This window comes from Pseudomonas sp. LB3P81, from assembly GCF_054897965.1.
The window spans coordinates 1,856,966-1,872,303 of the sequence record NZ_JBUBVG010000001.1 but is presented as its reverse complement, the minus strand read 5'-3'; the positions used below and the strand labels follow the sequence as shown (position 1 = coordinate 1,872,303).

Below are 15,338 nucleotides of genomic sequence, written 5' to 3'. Positions count from 1 at the left end.
TGAGAAGATTGGGCATTGGGGGAAGGCAAACGAACGCAGTTGGGAGTAGCCTGCAAACAGACAACAAGGCCAACGGAGCCATTGATGAAGCGCACCATTCTAACGGTCATTGCCTTGGCCGCGCTCTCGATAACTGCAGTGCAGGCCCAGCAGTTGCAAACCATTCCGACCAGCCCGGCGCCGTTGCCCGGTTCACCCGGCACCGCAACGCCGACGCCGTATCCGCAGATCACCCCCAACAGCGTGCCCAAGGCCGGGCCCGGCAGTGGCGGGCCGCCGCTGTTGCCACCGATCGAAGTGCCCAGCCCGCCCAAGGACCAGCCCTTGCCGGGGCTTGAGCAGAACCGCACGAAGATCAAGTCCCCGGGCGGTTAAACCCGCGCGGTTAAACCTGCTGCGAAAGCAGTTGCCCGTCGGCCATGCGCAGGCGCCTGGACAGTGAAACGGCGAGGGCGCGAATGATCTTGGCGGCGATTTTCGGCGCGTCGTTGAGCATCTTTTCCAGTGAGTCCTTGCCCAGGTTCAGCAACTGGCAATTGCTCGCGGCCACGCAACTGGCTGAGCGTCGCTCACCATCCAGCACGGCCATTTCGCCGAACGCCCGACCGCTGCGCAAGGTGGCCATGGTCACTCGCTGCCCATCGCTGTTGGTTTTCTGCACCGCCACCTGGCCGGTGTGGATGATGCACATGAAGCTGCCGGCATCGCCTTCGTGGAAGATTTCTTCGCCTTCGGCCACCGCGCTGATGCTGAAGTAACCCGAAGCGGCAGCGAAGTCTGCCGGCAGCAGTTGGTCGAACAGGCCGCAGTCCATCAGCCAGTCGCGAATTTCGTTGTTCAGTAGGGTCGGTTCTGACATGTCGTCACGGTCTTTTTTTTGTGTCTGGTCCGGATGTTCTGGATGTCCCCAATCCCTTTGTGGGAGCGGCGGTGCGACGATTCGACTTGCTCGCGAAGGCGGTGTGTCAGTCGCAATCAATGTTGACTGACACGGCCCCTTCGCGAGCAAGTCGAATCGTCGCACCGCCGCTCCCACAGTGGAGATGTGTTGTATCGGCTTCCGGTGTCTGGTGTTAAGACCGGATCATCGGAGCAAGTTCCTCAGGCAATCCCTAAAACCTTGAAAACAAATGCGTATTCGAGTGCTACGTCACGCAATCCCTGGTAACGACCGCTCATCCCGCCATGCCCGGCGCCCAGTTCGGTCTTGAGCAGCAGCGGATTGTTGTCGGTTTTGGTCGCGCGCAATTTCGCCACCCACTTGGCTGCTTCCCAATACTGCACGCGACTGTCGTTGTAACCGGCGATCACCAGCGTCGCCGGATACGCTTGCGCCGTGACATTTTCGTACGGGGCGTAGGCCTTGATCCGATCATAAACATCCGGCTCTTCAGGGTTGCCCCACTCGTCGTATTCGGTAACGGTCAGCGGCAGATCCGGGTCGAGCATGGTGTTCAGCACGTCAACGAACGGCACTTCGGCAATTGCCGCGCCGAACAGCTCCGGACGCATGTTGAGCACCGCGCCAATCAGCAAACCGCCAGCACTGCCACCGCTGATCGCCAATTGCTGTGAGGTGGTGAAACCGTTGGCGATCAGGTGCTCGGCACAGGCGATGAAGTCGCTGAAGGTGTTGTGCTTGTGTTCCTGTTTGCCGGCGCGATACCAGGCTTCGCCCAGTTCGCCGCCGCCACGCACGTGGGCGATGGCAAACGCCACGCCGCGATCCAGCAGACTCAAGCGTGCGTGGGAGAACCACGGGTCGAGGCTTTCGCCGTAGGCGCCGTAGCCGTACAGATAAAGTGGCGTTGGCTTACCGAGGGCTTCGCGTTTGACGACCAGGCTGATCGGCACTTGCGTACCGTCCGGTGCTGTCGCCCAAAGGCGTTGGCTGACGTAGGCGTCGGCGTCGAACGGGCCGAGTACCGGGGTTTCCTTGAGCACTTTCTGTTCGCCGCTGACCAGTTCCAGTTGGCGGATCTGCGCCGGACGGTTCAGCGCTTCGTAACGCAAGCGGATGCGGTCGCTGACGAACTCCAGGCTGTTTTGCACATGCAGGCTGTAGGCCGCATCCGGCAACTGCACGCGGTAGCTCGGCAGGTCTTGCGGGTGGACTTCGATGATTGGCAAGCCGCCTTCACGCAGGCTGAGGCTCATGGCTCCGGCATTGAGGCTCATGCCGTCGATCATCGTCGTGTCGCTGTGGGGAATCAGGTTCTGCCAATCGGCTTCGGTCGGCGCAATGCCGGTATCGACAGCCGTGTACAAGGCAAAGTTGATGCCGTCGCGGTTGGTGCGAATGAACCAGCTCCATTGGCCATCAAGTGCGCCGTGATCGACATCGTACTCATGGTCTTCAACCCTCGGCGCGATGCAGGTAAACGCCTGCTGCGGCTGGAATGCGTCGAGCACCCAGACTTCGCTGGTGGTCTTGCTGCCCAGGGTCACCAGCAATTGCTGCTCCGAACTCGAGCGGTAGCAATGCATGAAGAAGCGGCCGTCCGGCTCATGGAACACTTCTTCGGCCGCCGTGCCATCCAGCAGATAGCGGAACAGTTTATGCGGACGGTGGGTGTCGTCGAGTTCGCCGAAGAACAGCGTCAGGCTGTCGTTGGCCCAAGTCATGCTGCCGTCGCAGTCGGCGAATTCCAGTTCGCTGACACGACCGCTGGATAATTCCTTCACGAACAGCGTGAAAATTTCATCGCCCGTGGAGTCGATGCTGTAGGCGAGGCGCTGGTGGTCCGGGCTGATGCTGAACGCACCGAGGGAAAAGAAGCCGCCGTTGGCCAGTTCGTTCGGGTCCAGCAGCAGTTGTTCCTGGCTTTCGTCGAGTTGCAGACTGTCATCGGCCGGGCGCGGGCAGCGGTAGTGACGGGCGTATTCGTCACCGGCAGTGGTGCGCGTGTAATACAGATACGGCCCCCACGGGGAGGGCAGCGACAGGTCGGTTTCGAGAATCCGGCTCTTGATCTCTTCGAACAGGGTTTCGCGCAGCCCGGCCTGATCGGCGGTTTGCGCTTCCTGGTAGCGGTTTTCAGCCTTGAGGTAATCGAGCACCGCGTGGGTGTCGCGTTCCTGCAGCCAGGCATACGGGTCAGAACCTTCAGCCTTGTGGGCAATCGGGGCGCTGGTGATGTTGGCGGATACGGGCATGAAGGGCTCTCGAACAATGTACGGAATAGAGGGTTTCGCAGGCTGTAAGCAAATCCTGATGCCTGTGCAGATCCTGTAGGAGCAAGCTCGCTCCTACAGTTGGGGCAAGCCTGACGTGCGAAAAGTCGTTACTATAAGCGCCTCTTTGCCTGCCTTGCCATGGACACCATGACCGAGAACGACTATCTGATCGCTTGGGGCCTTTACGCCTTCGCCGCTTTAGGCTGCCTGTTGGTGTGGATGCGCATGACCCGCTGGATGTGGCGCTGGTTGCGGGAGCCGTTGCGGCTGCTGGTCGCCGTGTTGCTGTTCAGTCCGACGATCATCGATCCGGTGAAGGAAAAGGTCGCCCCGGCCATCGCCATTACCGCCCTCGACCTCGCGTTCAAGGTTGGCAACAACGCCTGGCGAGCCATCTCCGACCTGCTCATGTACGGCATGATCGCCTTCGGCATTTATCTGGTGTTCGTCGCGATCCGTTTCCCGATCGAACGCGCCGCCAATGCGCGCAAGGAACGCACGGCGGCCGCCAAGGCTGCGGCCCGGGCCGACGATCCTGAAGACGATCATCCCTTCGGCGGTGCCGGCGATGACCGTTATGGTCGTCCGCCGGTCCCGAGCAACCCTCAGCGTATGCGGGTCGAACCGCGTTTGTGACCTTGCCCCTGCCTTACAGAGAGTCCGAGCATGTGTGAGTTATTGGGCATGAGCGCCAATGTGCCGACCGATATCGTGTTCAGCTTCACCGGGCTGATGCAGCGCGGCGGCCGTACCGGTCCGCACCGTGACGGGTGGGGCATCGCGTTCTATGAAGGTCGTGGCCTGCGGTTGTTCCAGGACCCGGCGGCGAGCTGCGAATCGGAAGTCGCGAACCTGGTGCAGCGCTATCCGATCAAAAGCGAAGTGGTGATCGGGCACATCCGCCAGGCCAACGTCGGCAAGGTCTGCCTGTCCAACACCCATCCGTTCGTGCGCGAACTGTGGGGCCGCAACTGGTGTTTCGCCCACAACGGCCAGCTGGCGGATTTTCAACCGATCAAAAGCTTTTATCGCCCAGTCGGCGATACCGACAGCGAAGCGGCCTTTTGCGATTTGCTAAACCGTGTGCGCGCAGCGTTCCCGGAACCGGTAGAGATCGAAGAGCTTTTGCCCGATCTGGTGGCCGCCTGCGCCGAATACCGCAGCAAAGGTGTGTTCAACTGCCTGCTCAGCGATGGCGATTGGCTGTTCTGTTACTGCTCGACCAAACTGGCGCAGATTACCCGTCGCGCCCCGTTCGGTCCGGCGCGCTTGAAGGATGTCGATGTGATCGTCGACTTCCAGGCCGAAACCACGCCCAACGACGTGGTCACGGTGATCGCCACCGAACCCCTGACCGAAAACGAAACCTGGACCCGCTACGAACCGGGCCAATGGAGCCTGTGGCGACGCGGTGAATGCGTCAGCCAGGGCAAGACCGATTAATAAGGATTCTCCCTATGTTGCTCAGTTACCTACGGCTGGTGTTGTTCGCGGCGGGCCTGTTGATCGGTGTCCAGGTGCCGGGGTTCATCAACGATTACGCCAAGCGGGTCGAAGCCCACCTGATCGAGGCGCAGACCGGCCTGAGCGGTTTTCAGGGCACCGCCAGTCAATTCTTCAAGGGTGACATGCAGGCCCTGGTCGCCCATTACCGCGCCAGCGAAGACCCGATCTTTCGCAGCGATGCCGACAGCCTGAGCAACCTGCTCACCCGTCAGTTGGCCCTCGATAAACAATTCCAGGCCATGCAGGGCCCGTGGTACATCCGTTTCCTGCAGGTTGTACTGGCCGCCGACCCGGATATCCGCAAGGAAACCTGGAACGGCTACAGCTACCAGATCCTGCTGACGCCGGAAGCGATGATCTGGGGCATGAGCGGCGCGTTGCTGTTGTCGTTCGGGATTGAATGCCTGTTCAGGCTGATCGACTGGGTGGTGCTGGGCGGCAAACGCCTGCGCCAGAGCCGGCCGATTGAAGAGCGGGATTTGCGCGGTCTGTAACACAGGAGCCGACTTGCCGGCGATTGCCGCGACACGGTATGCCTGGCATATCGCATCGCTGGCAAGCCGGCTCCTGTTTTTTACCAGTCGACCGAGTAGCTCATGCTCAACGTACGACCTTCGGCATTGGCGTACGGCGCTCTGGCGTTGGCCTGGGTGAACAGATTCTGGTACGCGCGATCAGTCAGGTTATACACCCCGCCTTCAAGACGACCGACCGGCAGTTGCACCGAGCCGAGCAGGTCTACCAGCGTATACCCTTCGATGTCGCGCCCGTTGTTGTCCTTGGCGGCGGCGTCGTAACTGGACAAATGCATGCCTTGCAGGCGAAGGGTGTAGTCGTCTTCGGTGTAGCCGACGAACAGCGTGGTCTTGGCGGGTGAGATGCGCGTGGCCGGCAGATCGATCCATTTGCCGTTCTGCTCGGTCTCGCCTTTGGCCCAGGCATAAGTGCCACCCACCGACCAGTGATCGGTCGCGCGGTAGGTCAGGCTGTTTTCGATGCCGCGAACTCGCTCTTTCTGGTTGATCAGGCGCAATACGCGGTCATTGGCATCGTAGAACTGGGTCACGTCCGAGGTGTTTTCGTACACGGTGACGTCGGCCTGCCACTGGTCCCAGTTACCGCGCCAGCCCAGCTCGTAACTGTCGACCTTGATGGTCTGGGCGTTGAGACTCTGGATGTCGAAGGTGCTGCTGACATCACGCATGAAGCGCTGGATATCCGGTAGCGAAAACCCCTGGCTGTAATTGGCGAAGACGTCCTGGTTTTCACTCAGGTGGTAGACCGCCCCCAGGTTGTACAGGGTGGCATCGTACTTGAGGGTGTCACCGGGCAGCGTTGCGCGTATGCCGGTCTGGACGATCTGACCATAAGCGATGCTGTCGGAGACCTCGCTTTCGATCCATTCACGGCGCACACCGCCACGCAAGGTCCAGTCACCGATGTCCCAGGACATCTGCCCGAACAGCGACTTGGTGGTGGTTTCGATGTCCGGGCCCAGCTCGTAGGTGGTGCCGGTCTTGGTGTAGGTCAGGCCCTTGAGCGTGTATTGATCACCTCGTTGGCGGGAGCGCTCATTATTGTAGTCGGCCCCCCAGACCAGATTACCCGTGGCGCTCCCGATCGCCGGCAGCGGCGTGTCGATGGCCGCGCGCAGGCCGTAGACATCTTGCACACTGTTGTTGTCGGAGATCCCGGCCTTGCCTCGCGACAGGTCCGGGAAGAACAGTGCATCGGCGCGGCGCCAGTAGCTTTCCAGTTGCAGGCCCTGACCGTAGAAGTCCGTGTCGGTGTAGTTGAGGTTGACCGCCTGGTTATGGGTATAGGGTTGGTCGTCGAGTTTCAGCCCTTTGACGGCCACGGCTTGCTGCAGGTTTTTCGGGTCTTTTGTGTAGCCGGTGTCCTGCTGGTCCTTGTAGTCCTGCAGCGACAGGCTGAGTTTTTTGTCGGCATCCAGTTCGTAACCGAAACGACCTTGCAGGTCATAGGTTTCGGTATCCATGTTGCTGCCCTGGGAGGTGTCCTGAGGGATGCGGTTGCCGTTGCCATCGTACTGATCGTTACGCTGGGTCAGGTCGGCGGAGACGTACCAGTCCAGGGCATCCTTGCGCCCCGTCGCACTCTGGAAGGCTTCGTAGGCAAAGCCTTTGCGGTTGAGGTTGTTGCCGCTGGTCAGGCCCAGTTTGCTGCTGTAGGCAATGTCCTGGCCCTGATTGCGCTTGGTGATGATGTTGATGATGCCGCCTGAAGCACCGGCACCGTAAATGCTGCTGGCGCCGGAGATTACTTCGATGCGTTCGATACTGGCCGGGGCGATGCTGTTGAGCTGGCGGTAGTTGTCGCGTGTGGCGTTCTGCGATACGCCGTCGATCAACACCAGCATGTTGCGCCCGCGCAGAGTCTGACCGAAGTTGCTCATCCCGCCGCTGGACGGCGCAAGACCGGGGACCAATTGCCCGAGGATGTCGGAGACCCGGCGACCGGCGCCGCTCTGCTCACGGACCTGTTGTTCGTCGATCACCTGGACCGAACCCGGAATCGAAGCAATGCTCGATTCGCTGCGAGTAGCGGAGACGACGGTGGCTTGCATGTTCAAGGTGCCGGGCTGCTGCTCGGTATCCTCGGCCCAGGTCTGGGCACTGAAGGTACTGAGCAGCGGGATCAGCAGAGAGAGTTTGGTTCGAGTCATGACGTGATCTTTTTTTAGTTGTAGTAAGTGTGAGTAGATAAGGTCGAGCGCTCAGGCGTGGCGTTGAACGACCGCACCCAGCGGATTCCGATGGCAGCTATGGCGTAGGTCAGCGCCACCAGCCAGAAACTGTGGGCCAGGCCGACCATGCTCATGCCGATCCCGCCAAGGACGACACCGAGCAGAGCGCCAGCCTTTGCCGCGCTGTTGCCGAGGCCAAGCGCGAAGCCCTGCTGGTTTACGCAAATGGTGTTGGCGATCAGGGCATAGGCGACGGGCAGCAGGGCGCCTTGCCAGATGCCCCAGACCAGTCGACTGACGAGAAACCCCAGCCATTCGTTGACCAATGCCGTGGCCGCCAGCGTCAGGGCACACAGCCAGGCCACGCCTTCGATGACGCGCAAGGTGTGGGCCGGCTGCCATCGGTCGAACAGGCGTCCCCACAGCGGTGCGCAGATGGCCAGGGTCGCGGCGCTCGCCGCGTAGGTGGCGCCGATCAGCCAGCTTGGGGCATGCAGAATGTTCGCGACGTACAGCGCGTAGAACGACTGCGGCATCATCTTCGCGGCCTGAATCAACACGATCACCAACAGGATTCCACCGAGCCAGCTTTTGGGCAGAGCCACCGGTTCAACAGGTTTTTTCTTCGAGGTCCGAGCCTTGTCAGCCGGCAGGAAAAAACTCCCCAGTGCGCACAGCAGGCAAATCGCCGTCGCGCCATAACAGAGCAGGGCAAACCCCGAGACGTCCATCAGCCAGCCACCCAGCACCGGGCCGATCAATGAGCCGACGGCGGTTGCCGATTGCAGGCGGGCCAGGGTGTGACCACGTCTGGAACTGTCGCAGCAGGCCAAGGCATAGGCTTGCGCGGCAGCGAGAAAACCGGCCAATGCGCCTTGCATCACGCGAATCCCCACCAGCAGCCACGGATCGAGGGTGATGGCCGCCAACCCTTGGCACAGCGCGAGTGCCAGCAACGCCCGAACGATCATCGGTTTGTGTCCGGTGCGATCCCCCAACCGGCCCCACATGGGAGTCAGGAGCATGGCCGCCAGCATCGGACCGGCATAGACCATCGCCGATAACAGTGCGGTGTAGCCGGCGCCCTCCGGCCCGAGCAAATGCTGGATCTGCAAAGGCCAGAACGGGCCGCTCATTTCCATTGCGCCCATGGAGACAAACTGGATGACGATCAGCAGTCGCAAGGCGCGACTGTCAGCGAGCATGGGCGTTTGGTCGCAGCGGGTTACTCAGGCGTCCGACGATGTCGGCATGACTGTCGAGCAAGCGCATGCGCATGAACGATTTGGCGGGCCAATCCTGTTCCAGCAAGGCCTGGCGCTCGCTTTCCCAACGTGCTGGTTCCACACGCTCGCGCAAAGTCTCGAAGCACTGTGCAACGTGCGATGCCAAGCGCTCCCAAAGGATACTTTTCGGCACATTCCAGTGGCGGGCACAGAGCAAAGTCAGCTCACCGAGGTGGCACATGAATGTGGTGTGCAGGAGTTTGTCGCGGACAAAGCCGGACTCGTCATACAGGGTCATTTTCGGATCGTGCAACCGGATATCCAGGCCCTTGGCGTGCAGGGTTTTGCGATCGATACGAACGTCGCCGAAATCACGCAACAGCAGCCGATTCAACTGCCCGTCAGCGCCCATCACCATGAAACTGTTTTGCTGATGCGCTTCGAACGCCACGCCATACATCAGGTAAATGCCCAGCAGACTCGGTACGGCAATCGACATGTAATCATCGAAGAACGCCAACATGGCCTCGCTGTCGTCACTGCCCTTAGCCAGTCTTACCCAATCACGCAGCAACGGTTGTTCGAATTCGTTGACGGCGAACAGGCTGCCGACCGGCACCGCCAACTCGCCTTCTTGCAGCAGGGTTAGCGGGTTGTCGCGATACAGCACGCCAGCATGCCGGGAGCGCTCGTCATCGGCCGGTAGTGGTGCGTAGTGCACGCCGATGCGCTCTGGAACGATGTTCAGCAAACGCTGAATCTGCGGCTCCTGATCGAGGATTTTCAATATCAGTTGGCTGATGCGCGGACCCATCCGGGCCGAGCGCGGCGACACGGTGCGTTGCACGCTGGTCAGTCGCAAAGCCACCGGCAGTTTGACCATCGGCGCCGTGCGACTGGCCTCTGGCAGGACCGTGCGGAAGGACATGGTCGGGTGGCCGGTAAAAGCAACGATGTCAGTGACGATCAGCAGGTTGTCGGCGATCTCGTTGGCGAATGACTGTGGCAGCTCTTCACGGGCTTGCCATGGGTGCGACGGGAGCGGGAGGTAGTCCTTTGCTTCCAGGCCCAGTTGCTGCAAATGGCGTTGCAATTGCTTGGCGGCCTGTGGGAAGTGACCTTGCCACCAGTCCCAGTAATCGGTGGTGCCAGCCAGCGCTTCGACGTGCGCGTACTGACGGTGCAGGGCGCACAGGACAATCGGAAAACTCGCTTCGAATTCTGGCGAGAAAGCGATGACCTGAGCGGCGCTCAAGCCCAGTTTGGTCTTGTAGTTCGGGTGCCACGGATGGCCGAGAGTGCCCCACTGTTCGAGCAATGACGTAGGGTTCTGGTGATTGGGGCCGGCTTTGAGCCAAGCGAGCAGATTGTCGTCGTACTCGGTGCCGATCTGCTCTCTCAGGCGCTCGGTCCATCCATGGTGAAACGCCAGGCACAGGGTGTCGTTGCTGAAGCTGTCATCCAGCTCCCGGGCCAGACGTTCCAGTACCTGCGGGGAGGCTGGCGGGTTGAGTTGAGTGCTGAGGTGAGCGAGCAGTTCGCTGGGTAACTGGATTTTTTGGGGCAGTCTGTCGGGGGTGTGCAGGACGATGCTGCCGCGTACGTCCCAGCTGTTCATTCTCCCGCCGGACAAATGCTCGAAGCAAAGATGCGCGCCATCGCCAAGCGGCAGCCAGCAACGGCTGGAGTCGTCGTATTCGCAGGCGTCGGGGTTGATCAGATCTTCACGAAACAGTGCCTGGATCAGGCGTTGGAAACAGCGCTGGGCGGCGGGCTCCAAGGCATTGCTCAAATGATCGAGAGTGATGCGGTGGGACTGGAAAGCCTGAGTGCCGAGAGCTTCGCTCCAGTGAGCGAGCAGTTGCTGCTGTTTTTGCGTGTAGTCGCGCATCAGGTCCGACTCCTTCTGGACAATTGATCAACTGAAAGCGCGCAGAGAGTACCCTCTTGGAAAAATAACGCAAATGATAGTGGTTCATATTCAGAGTTTGGGAAATGTCCTTCAGATTCCGGTCTGTTCTCTCTGACCGCATCGGCCGGGTGCGCACCCTGCAAGCCAACTCGACGCTCAATAACCGAATGCCCCGGTAACTGATAATCTGAGGGGCATATGCCCTTCAGCTAAAAAGACAAAAGCCTACAGGAGTGTTCTCCGTGAGCCGCCTGCTATTGAACTGCGACATCGGCGAGAGTTTCGGTAACTGGACCATGGGTCTGGACGCCGAGGTCATGCCCTTCATCGACTGCGCCAACATCGCCTGCGGCTTCCATGCCGGCGACCCGAGCATCATGCGCAAGACCGTCAGCCTGGCCCTGAGCAACGGCGTGAAAATCGGCGCCCATCCGGCCTATCAGGATCTGGTGGGTTTCGGCCGTCGCTCCATGGCGTACACCGCCCAGGAACTTCAGGACATTCTGCATTATCAGATCGGCGCCCTCGACGGCCTTTGCCGGGCTCAGGGCGGACGTGTCAGCTACGTCAAACCCCACGGCGCGATGTACAACGACATGATGGCCAACCCGGCGCAATTACGCGCCGTCCTGCAAGCCGTGGCGTCTTACGACCGGTCATTGCCGCTGATGCTGATGGCCACCCGCGACAACAGCGCCGCGCAGCAATTGGGTGATGAGTTCGGCGTGACGCTGTGGTTCGAAGCCTTTGCCGATCGCGCTTACGACAGCGCCGGCAGACTGGTTTCGCGACCACTGCCGGGCGCGGTGCATCACGATCCGGAAAAAATCATCGAACAGGCGCTGACCATCGCCCGTGGCGACACCCTCACCGCCAGCGACGGCAGTGCCTTGCACTTGCAGGCCAACACTCTCTGCGTGCACGGCGACAACGCCAGTTCGGTGGCCGCGGTACGGCGAATTCGCCAAGCCCTTGATCAGCAGAGGGCACCATGAAACCGCGGGTGGAAGTGGTGGCGCTGGATTGCCTGATGGTGCGGCTGTTCGATGAGATCGCCGAAGCCAACATGCCGTGGATGCTCGCTGCCAGCGAAAATCTGCGTGCTGCGTTTGGTGCGCATCTGATTGATCTGGTGCCGTCGTATACGACGTTGATGGTGCATTACGATCTGACCGCGTTGAGCCCGGCGCAGGCGCGAGAATTGATCGCCGAAGCACTGATCGATTTGTCGCCCAATACCCGCACCGGCGGCAAATGTCATGTGCTGCCGGTCTGGTATGACCTGAGCGTCGGTCCGGAGTTGAGCCGGTTGTCGCAGCGCAGCGGGCTGGCCGTGGAGGAGGTGATCCGCCGCCACAGTGAGCGTGAGTATCAGGTGTTCGCCTTGGGCTTCGCGCCGGGTTTTGCCTTTATGGGGTTAGTGGAAGAAGTACTCGCCGCACCGCGTCTGAATACGCCGCGCAAAAAAGTTGCGGCCGGCAGTGTGGGGATCGCCGAACGGCAAACCGCTGCTTATCCGGTGGTGTCTCCCGGCGGCTGGAACCTGATCGGCCGCACCCCGGCCAGATTGTTCGATCGCGAACGCGACGGATACAGCCTGATGCAACCGGGCGACACCGTGCGTTTTGAAGCGGTCAGCCATGCCGAGTTCATCAACCTGGGCGGTGACGACACGCCATTGGAGGCGCAGGCATGAGCCGTCTGTTGATTGAAACGAGTACACCGCTGTGCCTGTTGCAGGACGCTGGCCGGTTTGGCGTGCGGCATCTGGGTGTCACTCAGGGTGGCGCGCTGGATTGGCGCTCGATGTCCTGGGCCAATTGGCTACTGGGTAACGCGCTGGACGCACCGGTGATTGAAATCACCCTCGGCGGGTTCAGCGTTGTCGCCGAAGACGATTGCTTGCTGGCGTTGGCCGGAGCGGACCTTGGCGCGCAGCTGGACGGTCAGGCGCTGGCGCCGTGGCGCAGTTTCAAGCTGCGCAAAGGTCAGCGTTTGCAGTTCATTCAGCCGCTGCTGGGCGCGCGGGCTTATCTCGCGGCACCGGGCGGGTTCGATGCGCCGAAGGTGTTGGGCAGCAGTGCGACGGTGGTGCGTGAAGAGCTGGGTGGTCTGGACGGTATGGGTCGGGCGTTGGCCAAAGGCGCATCGTTGAGTTACTCCTCTGATGCGCCGCTGCTGGTGCGCGAGTTGCCGTTTGAGCAGATGCCGGATTTCAGGCTTGATTCACCACTGGACCTGGTGATCGGCGCGCAGATTGGTGAGTTCAGCGGCCAGAGTCTGTTCGATGCGTTCAATAGCGCATGGACCCTCGACAGCCGCGCCGATCGGATGGGTATTCGCTTGCTGGGAACTGCCTTGGCGTATCAAGGCAAGCCGATGATTTCCGAAGGCATACCGCTCGGCGCGGTTCAGGTGCCACCGGACGGGCAGCCGATTGTGCTGCTCAATGATCGGCAGACCATTGGGGGTTACCCGCGTTTGGGAGCGTTAACGCCGTTGGCGCTGGCGCGGCTGGCGCAGTGTCTGCCGGGGGCGACGGTGCGGTTGCGGCCGGTGGTGCAGGAGGTGGCGCATCGGGAGCAGGTTGCGTACTTACAGCGCTTTTAGTTGTGGCGAGGGAGCTTGCTCCCGCTGGGTCGCGAAGCGACCCCTCTAATCTGAAAAAAGAATGGGACTGCTGCGCAGTCCAGCGGGAGCAAGCTCCCTCGCCACAAGTTCAGTGTGTTACTTGGAGAGAAACCGCATCCCTTCTTCAAGCCCCCGCAACGTCAGCGGGTACATCTGATCATCAATCAAATCCCTCACGATATTGGTCGACGAGGTATACCCCCACGTATCTTTCGGATACGGGTTGATCCAGATGAGCTTCTTGTACTTCTCCTTGAACCGCTGCATCCACACATACCCGGCTTCTTCGTTCCAGTGCTCGACGCTGCCGCCGGCCTGGGTGATTTCGTAGGGCGCCATGGCGGCGTCGCCAATGAAGATCACTTTGTAGTCGGCGCCGTACTTGTGCAGCAAGTCCTGGGTCGAGGTGCGCTCGGAAGTGCGGCGCATGTTGTTCTTCCACACCGACTCATAGATGAAGTTGTGGAAGTAAAAGTACTCCAGGTGCTTGAACTCAGTCTTGCAGGCCGAGAACAGTTCCTCGCAGATCTTCACGTGGGCGTCCATCGAGCCGCCGATGTCGAACAGGAGCAACAGCTTGACGGTATTGCGACGCTCCGGCCGCATCTGGATGTTCAGTAACCCGGCATCTTTAGCCGTGTGGTCGATGGTGCCATCGATGTCGAGCTCTTCCGCCGCACCCTGACGGGCAAATTTACGCAGCCGACGCAGGGCAACCTTGATGTTGCGCGTACCCAGTTCCACCGAATCGTCGAGGTTCTTGTACTCGCGCTGATCCCAGACCTTGACCGCTTTGCCCTGGCGCTTGCCGGCATCGCCGACCCGAATGCCTTCCGGGTTGAAACCGCCGGAGCCAAACGGGCTGGTGCCGCCGGTGCCGATCCATTTGTTACCGCCGGCATGGCGTTCTTTCTGTTCTTCCAGACGCTTCTTGAACTCTTCGATCAGCTTGTCCAGGCCGCCAAGGGACTGGATCGCCGCCCGCTCTTCATCGGTCAGCGAGCGCTCGAACTCCTTGCGCAGCCAGTCTTCGGGAATCAAGGCCTGAAGGTGATCGTCGAGTTTTTCCAGGCCATTGAAGTAAGCACCGAAGGCCCGGTCGAACTTGTCGAAATGCTTTTCGTCCTTCACCAGAATCGCCCGGGACAGGTAATAAAACTCGTCCATGTCGGCGAAGGTCACGCGCTGTTTCAGCGCGTTGATCAGGTCCAGAAGTTCGCGCACCGAGACCGGCACCTTGGCTGCACGCATTTCATTGAACAGGTTGAGCAGCATGGCGTTAGTCCCTACTTATTTATCAGCGCTTAGCGAGTGCCGCGACGGCTCATGAACGCCAGACGCTCAAGCAATTGCACGTCCTGTTCGTTCTTGACCAAAGCACCGGCCAGCGGCGGAATCGCCTTGGTCGGATCGCGTTCGCGCAGCACGGCCTCGCCGATATTGTCGGCCATCAGCAGCTTCAGCCAGTCCACCAGTTCGGAGGTCGATGGCTTTTTCTTCAGGCCCGGCACCTTGCGCACGTCGAAGAACACGTCCAGCGCTTCGCTGACCAGATCCTTCTTGATGTCCGGGTAGTGAACGTCGACGATCCGCTGCATCGTGACGCGATCCGGGAAGGCGATGTAGTGGAAGAAGCAGCGGCGCAGGAAGGCGTCCGGCAGTTCTTTTTCGTTGTTGGACGTAATGATGATGATCGGGCGCTTCTTGGCCTTGATGGTCTCGTCGATCTCGTAAACGTAGAACTCCATTTTGTCGAGTTCTTGCAGCAGGTCGTTCGGGAACTCGATGTCGGCCTTGTCGATTTCATCGATCAGCAGAATCACTCGCTCTTCGGACTCGAAAGCCTCCCAGAGCTTGCCTTTTTTCAGGTAGTTGCGAACGTCGTGGACCTTTTCCGTGCCCAGCTGCGAGTCGCGCAGACGGCTGACCGCGTCGTACTCGTACAGGCCCTGATGCGCCTTGGTGGTGGACTTGATGTGCCAGGTGATCAGCTTGGCGCCGAAGGACTCCGCCAACTGCTCGGCCAGCATGGTCTTGCCGGTGCCCGGCTCGCCCTTGACCAGCAGCGGACGCTCCAGGGTGATGGCGGCGTTGACCGCCAGCTTCAGGTCATCGGTGGCGACGTAGGCCTGGGTGCCTTCGAACTTCATCTGCTAATCCTCGAACGGTAACGCCGACC

Annotated in this window: 14 protein-coding genes; 7 read left to right on the top strand and 7 right to left on the bottom strand. The window is 60.5% G+C overall.

The features are described from left to right. Window positions 1-84 precede the first annotated feature (84 nt). Window positions 85-375, top strand: a complete 291-nt coding sequence (locus tag ACYZTL_RS08630; protein ID WP_461951437.1) for a hypothetical protein — start codon at window positions 85-87, stop codon at window positions 373-375. Window positions 376-385: 10 nt separating this feature from the next. Here the strand turns inward: ACYZTL_RS08630 and ACYZTL_RS08625 are convergent, their stop codons facing one another. Then, window positions 386-859, bottom strand: coding sequence for a cyclic nucleotide-binding domain-containing protein (locus tag ACYZTL_RS08625; RefSeq protein ID WP_461951436.1), 474 nt, complete (start codon window positions 857-859; stop codon window positions 386-388). Window positions 860-1,101: 242 nt separating this feature from the next. Beyond that, on the bottom strand, window positions 1,102-3,156 hold the full coding sequence (locus tag ACYZTL_RS08620; protein WP_461951435.1) for a S9 family peptidase: 2,055 nt from the start codon (window positions 3,154-3,156) through the stop codon (window positions 1,102-1,104). 159 nt (window positions 3,157-3,315) lie between these two features. Here ACYZTL_RS08620 and ACYZTL_RS08615 point away from each other — a divergent pair, with 159 nt between their 5' ends. Genes ACYZTL_RS08615 through ACYZTL_RS08605 form a run of 3 tightly spaced genes read left to right on the top strand, consistent with a single transcriptional unit; the run spans window position 3,316 to window position 5,177 of the window. After that, window positions 3,316-3,813, top strand: coding sequence for an MFS transporter (locus ACYZTL_RS08615; RefSeq protein ID WP_461951434.1), 498 nt, complete (start codon window positions 3,316-3,318; stop codon window positions 3,811-3,813). 30 nt (window positions 3,814-3,843) lie between these two features. After that, window positions 3,844-4,620 (top strand): class II glutamine amidotransferase, encoded by a 777-nt coding sequence (locus tag ACYZTL_RS08610; protein ID WP_461951433.1) that lies wholly within the window; start codon window positions 3,844-3,846, stop codon window positions 4,618-4,620. Window positions 4,621-4,634: 14 nt separating this feature from the next. Beyond that, window positions 4,635-5,177, top strand: coding sequence for a DUF2937 family protein (locus ACYZTL_RS08605; protein WP_461951432.1), 543 nt, complete (start codon window positions 4,635-4,637; stop codon window positions 5,175-5,177). A gap of 80 nt (window positions 5,178-5,257) precedes the next feature. On the opposite strand, the gene ACYZTL_RS08600 is transcribed toward ACYZTL_RS08605, so the two are convergent. Genes ACYZTL_RS08600 through ACYZTL_RS08590 form a run of 3 tightly spaced genes read right to left on the bottom strand, consistent with a single transcriptional unit; the run spans window position 5,258 to window position 10,507 of the window. Further along, window positions 5,258-7,369, bottom strand: coding sequence for a TonB-dependent receptor (locus ACYZTL_RS08600; RefSeq protein ID WP_461951431.1), 2,112 nt, complete (start codon window positions 7,367-7,369; stop codon window positions 5,258-5,260). Between the two features lie 14 nt (window positions 7,370-7,383). Beyond that, window positions 7,384-8,595: an MFS transporter gene (locus tag ACYZTL_RS08595; protein ID WP_461951430.1), complete on the bottom strand. Its 1,212-nt coding sequence runs from the start codon at window positions 8,593-8,595 to the stop codon at window positions 7,384-7,386. Then, window positions 8,585-10,507, bottom strand: coding sequence for an IucA/IucC family protein (locus ACYZTL_RS08590; RefSeq protein ID WP_461951429.1), 1,923 nt, complete (start codon window positions 10,505-10,507; stop codon window positions 8,585-8,587). The genes ACYZTL_RS08595 and ACYZTL_RS08590 overlap by 11 nt, the downstream gene beginning before the upstream one ends. Window positions 10,508-10,770: 263 nt before the next feature. Between ACYZTL_RS08590 and ACYZTL_RS08585 the strand changes: the two genes are divergently transcribed. From ACYZTL_RS08585 to ACYZTL_RS08575, 3 genes are read left to right on the top strand one after another with little or no spacing between them, the layout of a single operon-like run. Next, complete coding sequence (locus ACYZTL_RS08585; protein ID WP_461951428.1) at window positions 10,771-11,523, top strand: 5-oxoprolinase subunit PxpA; 753 nt, start codon at window positions 10,771-10,773, stop codon at window positions 11,521-11,523. Further along, entirely contained in the window at window positions 11,520-12,224 is a 705-nt protein-coding gene (pxpB, locus tag ACYZTL_RS08580; protein ID WP_461951427.1) for a 5-oxoprolinase subunit PxpB, read from the top strand. Before ACYZTL_RS08585 ends, pxpB begins: the two co-directional genes overlap by 4 nt. Next, window positions 12,221-13,138, top strand: a complete 918-nt coding sequence (locus ACYZTL_RS08575) for a 5-oxoprolinase subunit C family protein (protein WP_461951426.1) — start codon at window positions 12,221-12,223, stop codon at window positions 13,136-13,138. The genes pxpB and ACYZTL_RS08575 overlap by 4 nt, the downstream gene beginning before the upstream one ends. Window positions 13,139-13,255: 117 nt before the next feature. Here the strand turns inward: ACYZTL_RS08575 and ACYZTL_RS08570 are convergent, their stop codons facing one another. Both ACYZTL_RS08570 and ACYZTL_RS08565 read right to left on the bottom strand, forming a co-directional pair. Further along, window positions 13,256-14,434 (bottom strand): vWA domain-containing protein, encoded by a 1,179-nt coding sequence (locus tag ACYZTL_RS08570; RefSeq protein WP_027925858.1) that lies wholly within the window; start codon window positions 14,432-14,434, stop codon window positions 13,256-13,258. Window positions 14,435-14,463: 29 nt separating this feature from the next. Beyond that, window positions 14,464-15,309 carry an AAA family ATPase gene (locus ACYZTL_RS08565; protein WP_007984829.1) on the bottom strand — a complete coding sequence of 282 codons (846 nt, stop codon included), beginning with the start codon at window positions 15,307-15,309 and terminating at the stop codon, window positions 14,464-14,466. Window positions 15,310-15,338 lie beyond the last annotated feature (29 nt).

Excerpts from the sequence above, each read along its gene's own strand:
- ACYZTL_RS08630 (WP_461951437.1), top strand. The coding sequence starts at position 85 with ATGAAGCGCACCATTCTAACGGTCATTGCCTTGGCCGCGCTCTCGATA.
- ACYZTL_RS08625 (WP_461951436.1), bottom strand. The coding sequence starts at position 859 with ATGTCAGAACCGACCCTACTGAACAACGAAATTCGCGACTGGCTGATG.
- ACYZTL_RS08620 (WP_461951435.1), bottom strand. The coding sequence starts at position 3,156 with ATGCCCGTATCCGCCAACATCACCAGCGCCCCGATTGCCCACAAGGCT.
- ACYZTL_RS08615 (WP_461951434.1), top strand. The coding sequence starts at position 3,316 with ATGGACACCATGACCGAGAACGACTATCTGATCGCTTGGGGCCTTTAC.
- ACYZTL_RS08610 (WP_461951433.1), top strand. The coding sequence starts at position 3,844 with ATGTGTGAGTTATTGGGCATGAGCGCCAATGTGCCGACCGATATCGTG.
- ACYZTL_RS08605 (WP_461951432.1), top strand. The coding sequence starts at position 4,635 with ATGTTGCTCAGTTACCTACGGCTGGTGTTGTTCGCGGCGGGCCTGTTG.
- ACYZTL_RS08600 (WP_461951431.1), bottom strand. The coding sequence starts at position 7,369 with ATGACTCGAACCAAACTCTCTCTGCTGATCCCGCTGCTCAGTACCTTC.
- ACYZTL_RS08595 (WP_461951430.1), bottom strand. The coding sequence starts at position 8,595 with ATGCTCGCTGACAGTCGCGCCTTGCGACTGCTGATCGTCATCCAGTTT.
- ACYZTL_RS08590 (WP_461951429.1), bottom strand. The coding sequence starts at position 10,507 with ATGCGCGACTACACGCAAAAACAGCAGCAACTGCTCGCTCACTGGAGC.
- pxpB (WP_461951427.1), top strand. The coding sequence starts at position 11,520 with ATGAAACCGCGGGTGGAAGTGGTGGCGCTGGATTGCCTGATGGTGCGG.
- ACYZTL_RS08575 (WP_461951426.1), top strand. The coding sequence starts at position 12,221 with ATGAGCCGTCTGTTGATTGAAACGAGTACACCGCTGTGCCTGTTGCAG.
- ACYZTL_RS08570 (WP_027925858.1), bottom strand. The coding sequence starts at position 14,434 with ATGCTGCTCAACCTGTTCAATGAAATGCGTGCAGCCAAGGTGCCGGTC.
- ACYZTL_RS08565 (WP_007984829.1), bottom strand. The coding sequence starts at position 15,309 with ATGAAGTTCGAAGGCACCCAGGCCTACGTCGCCACCGATGACCTGAAG.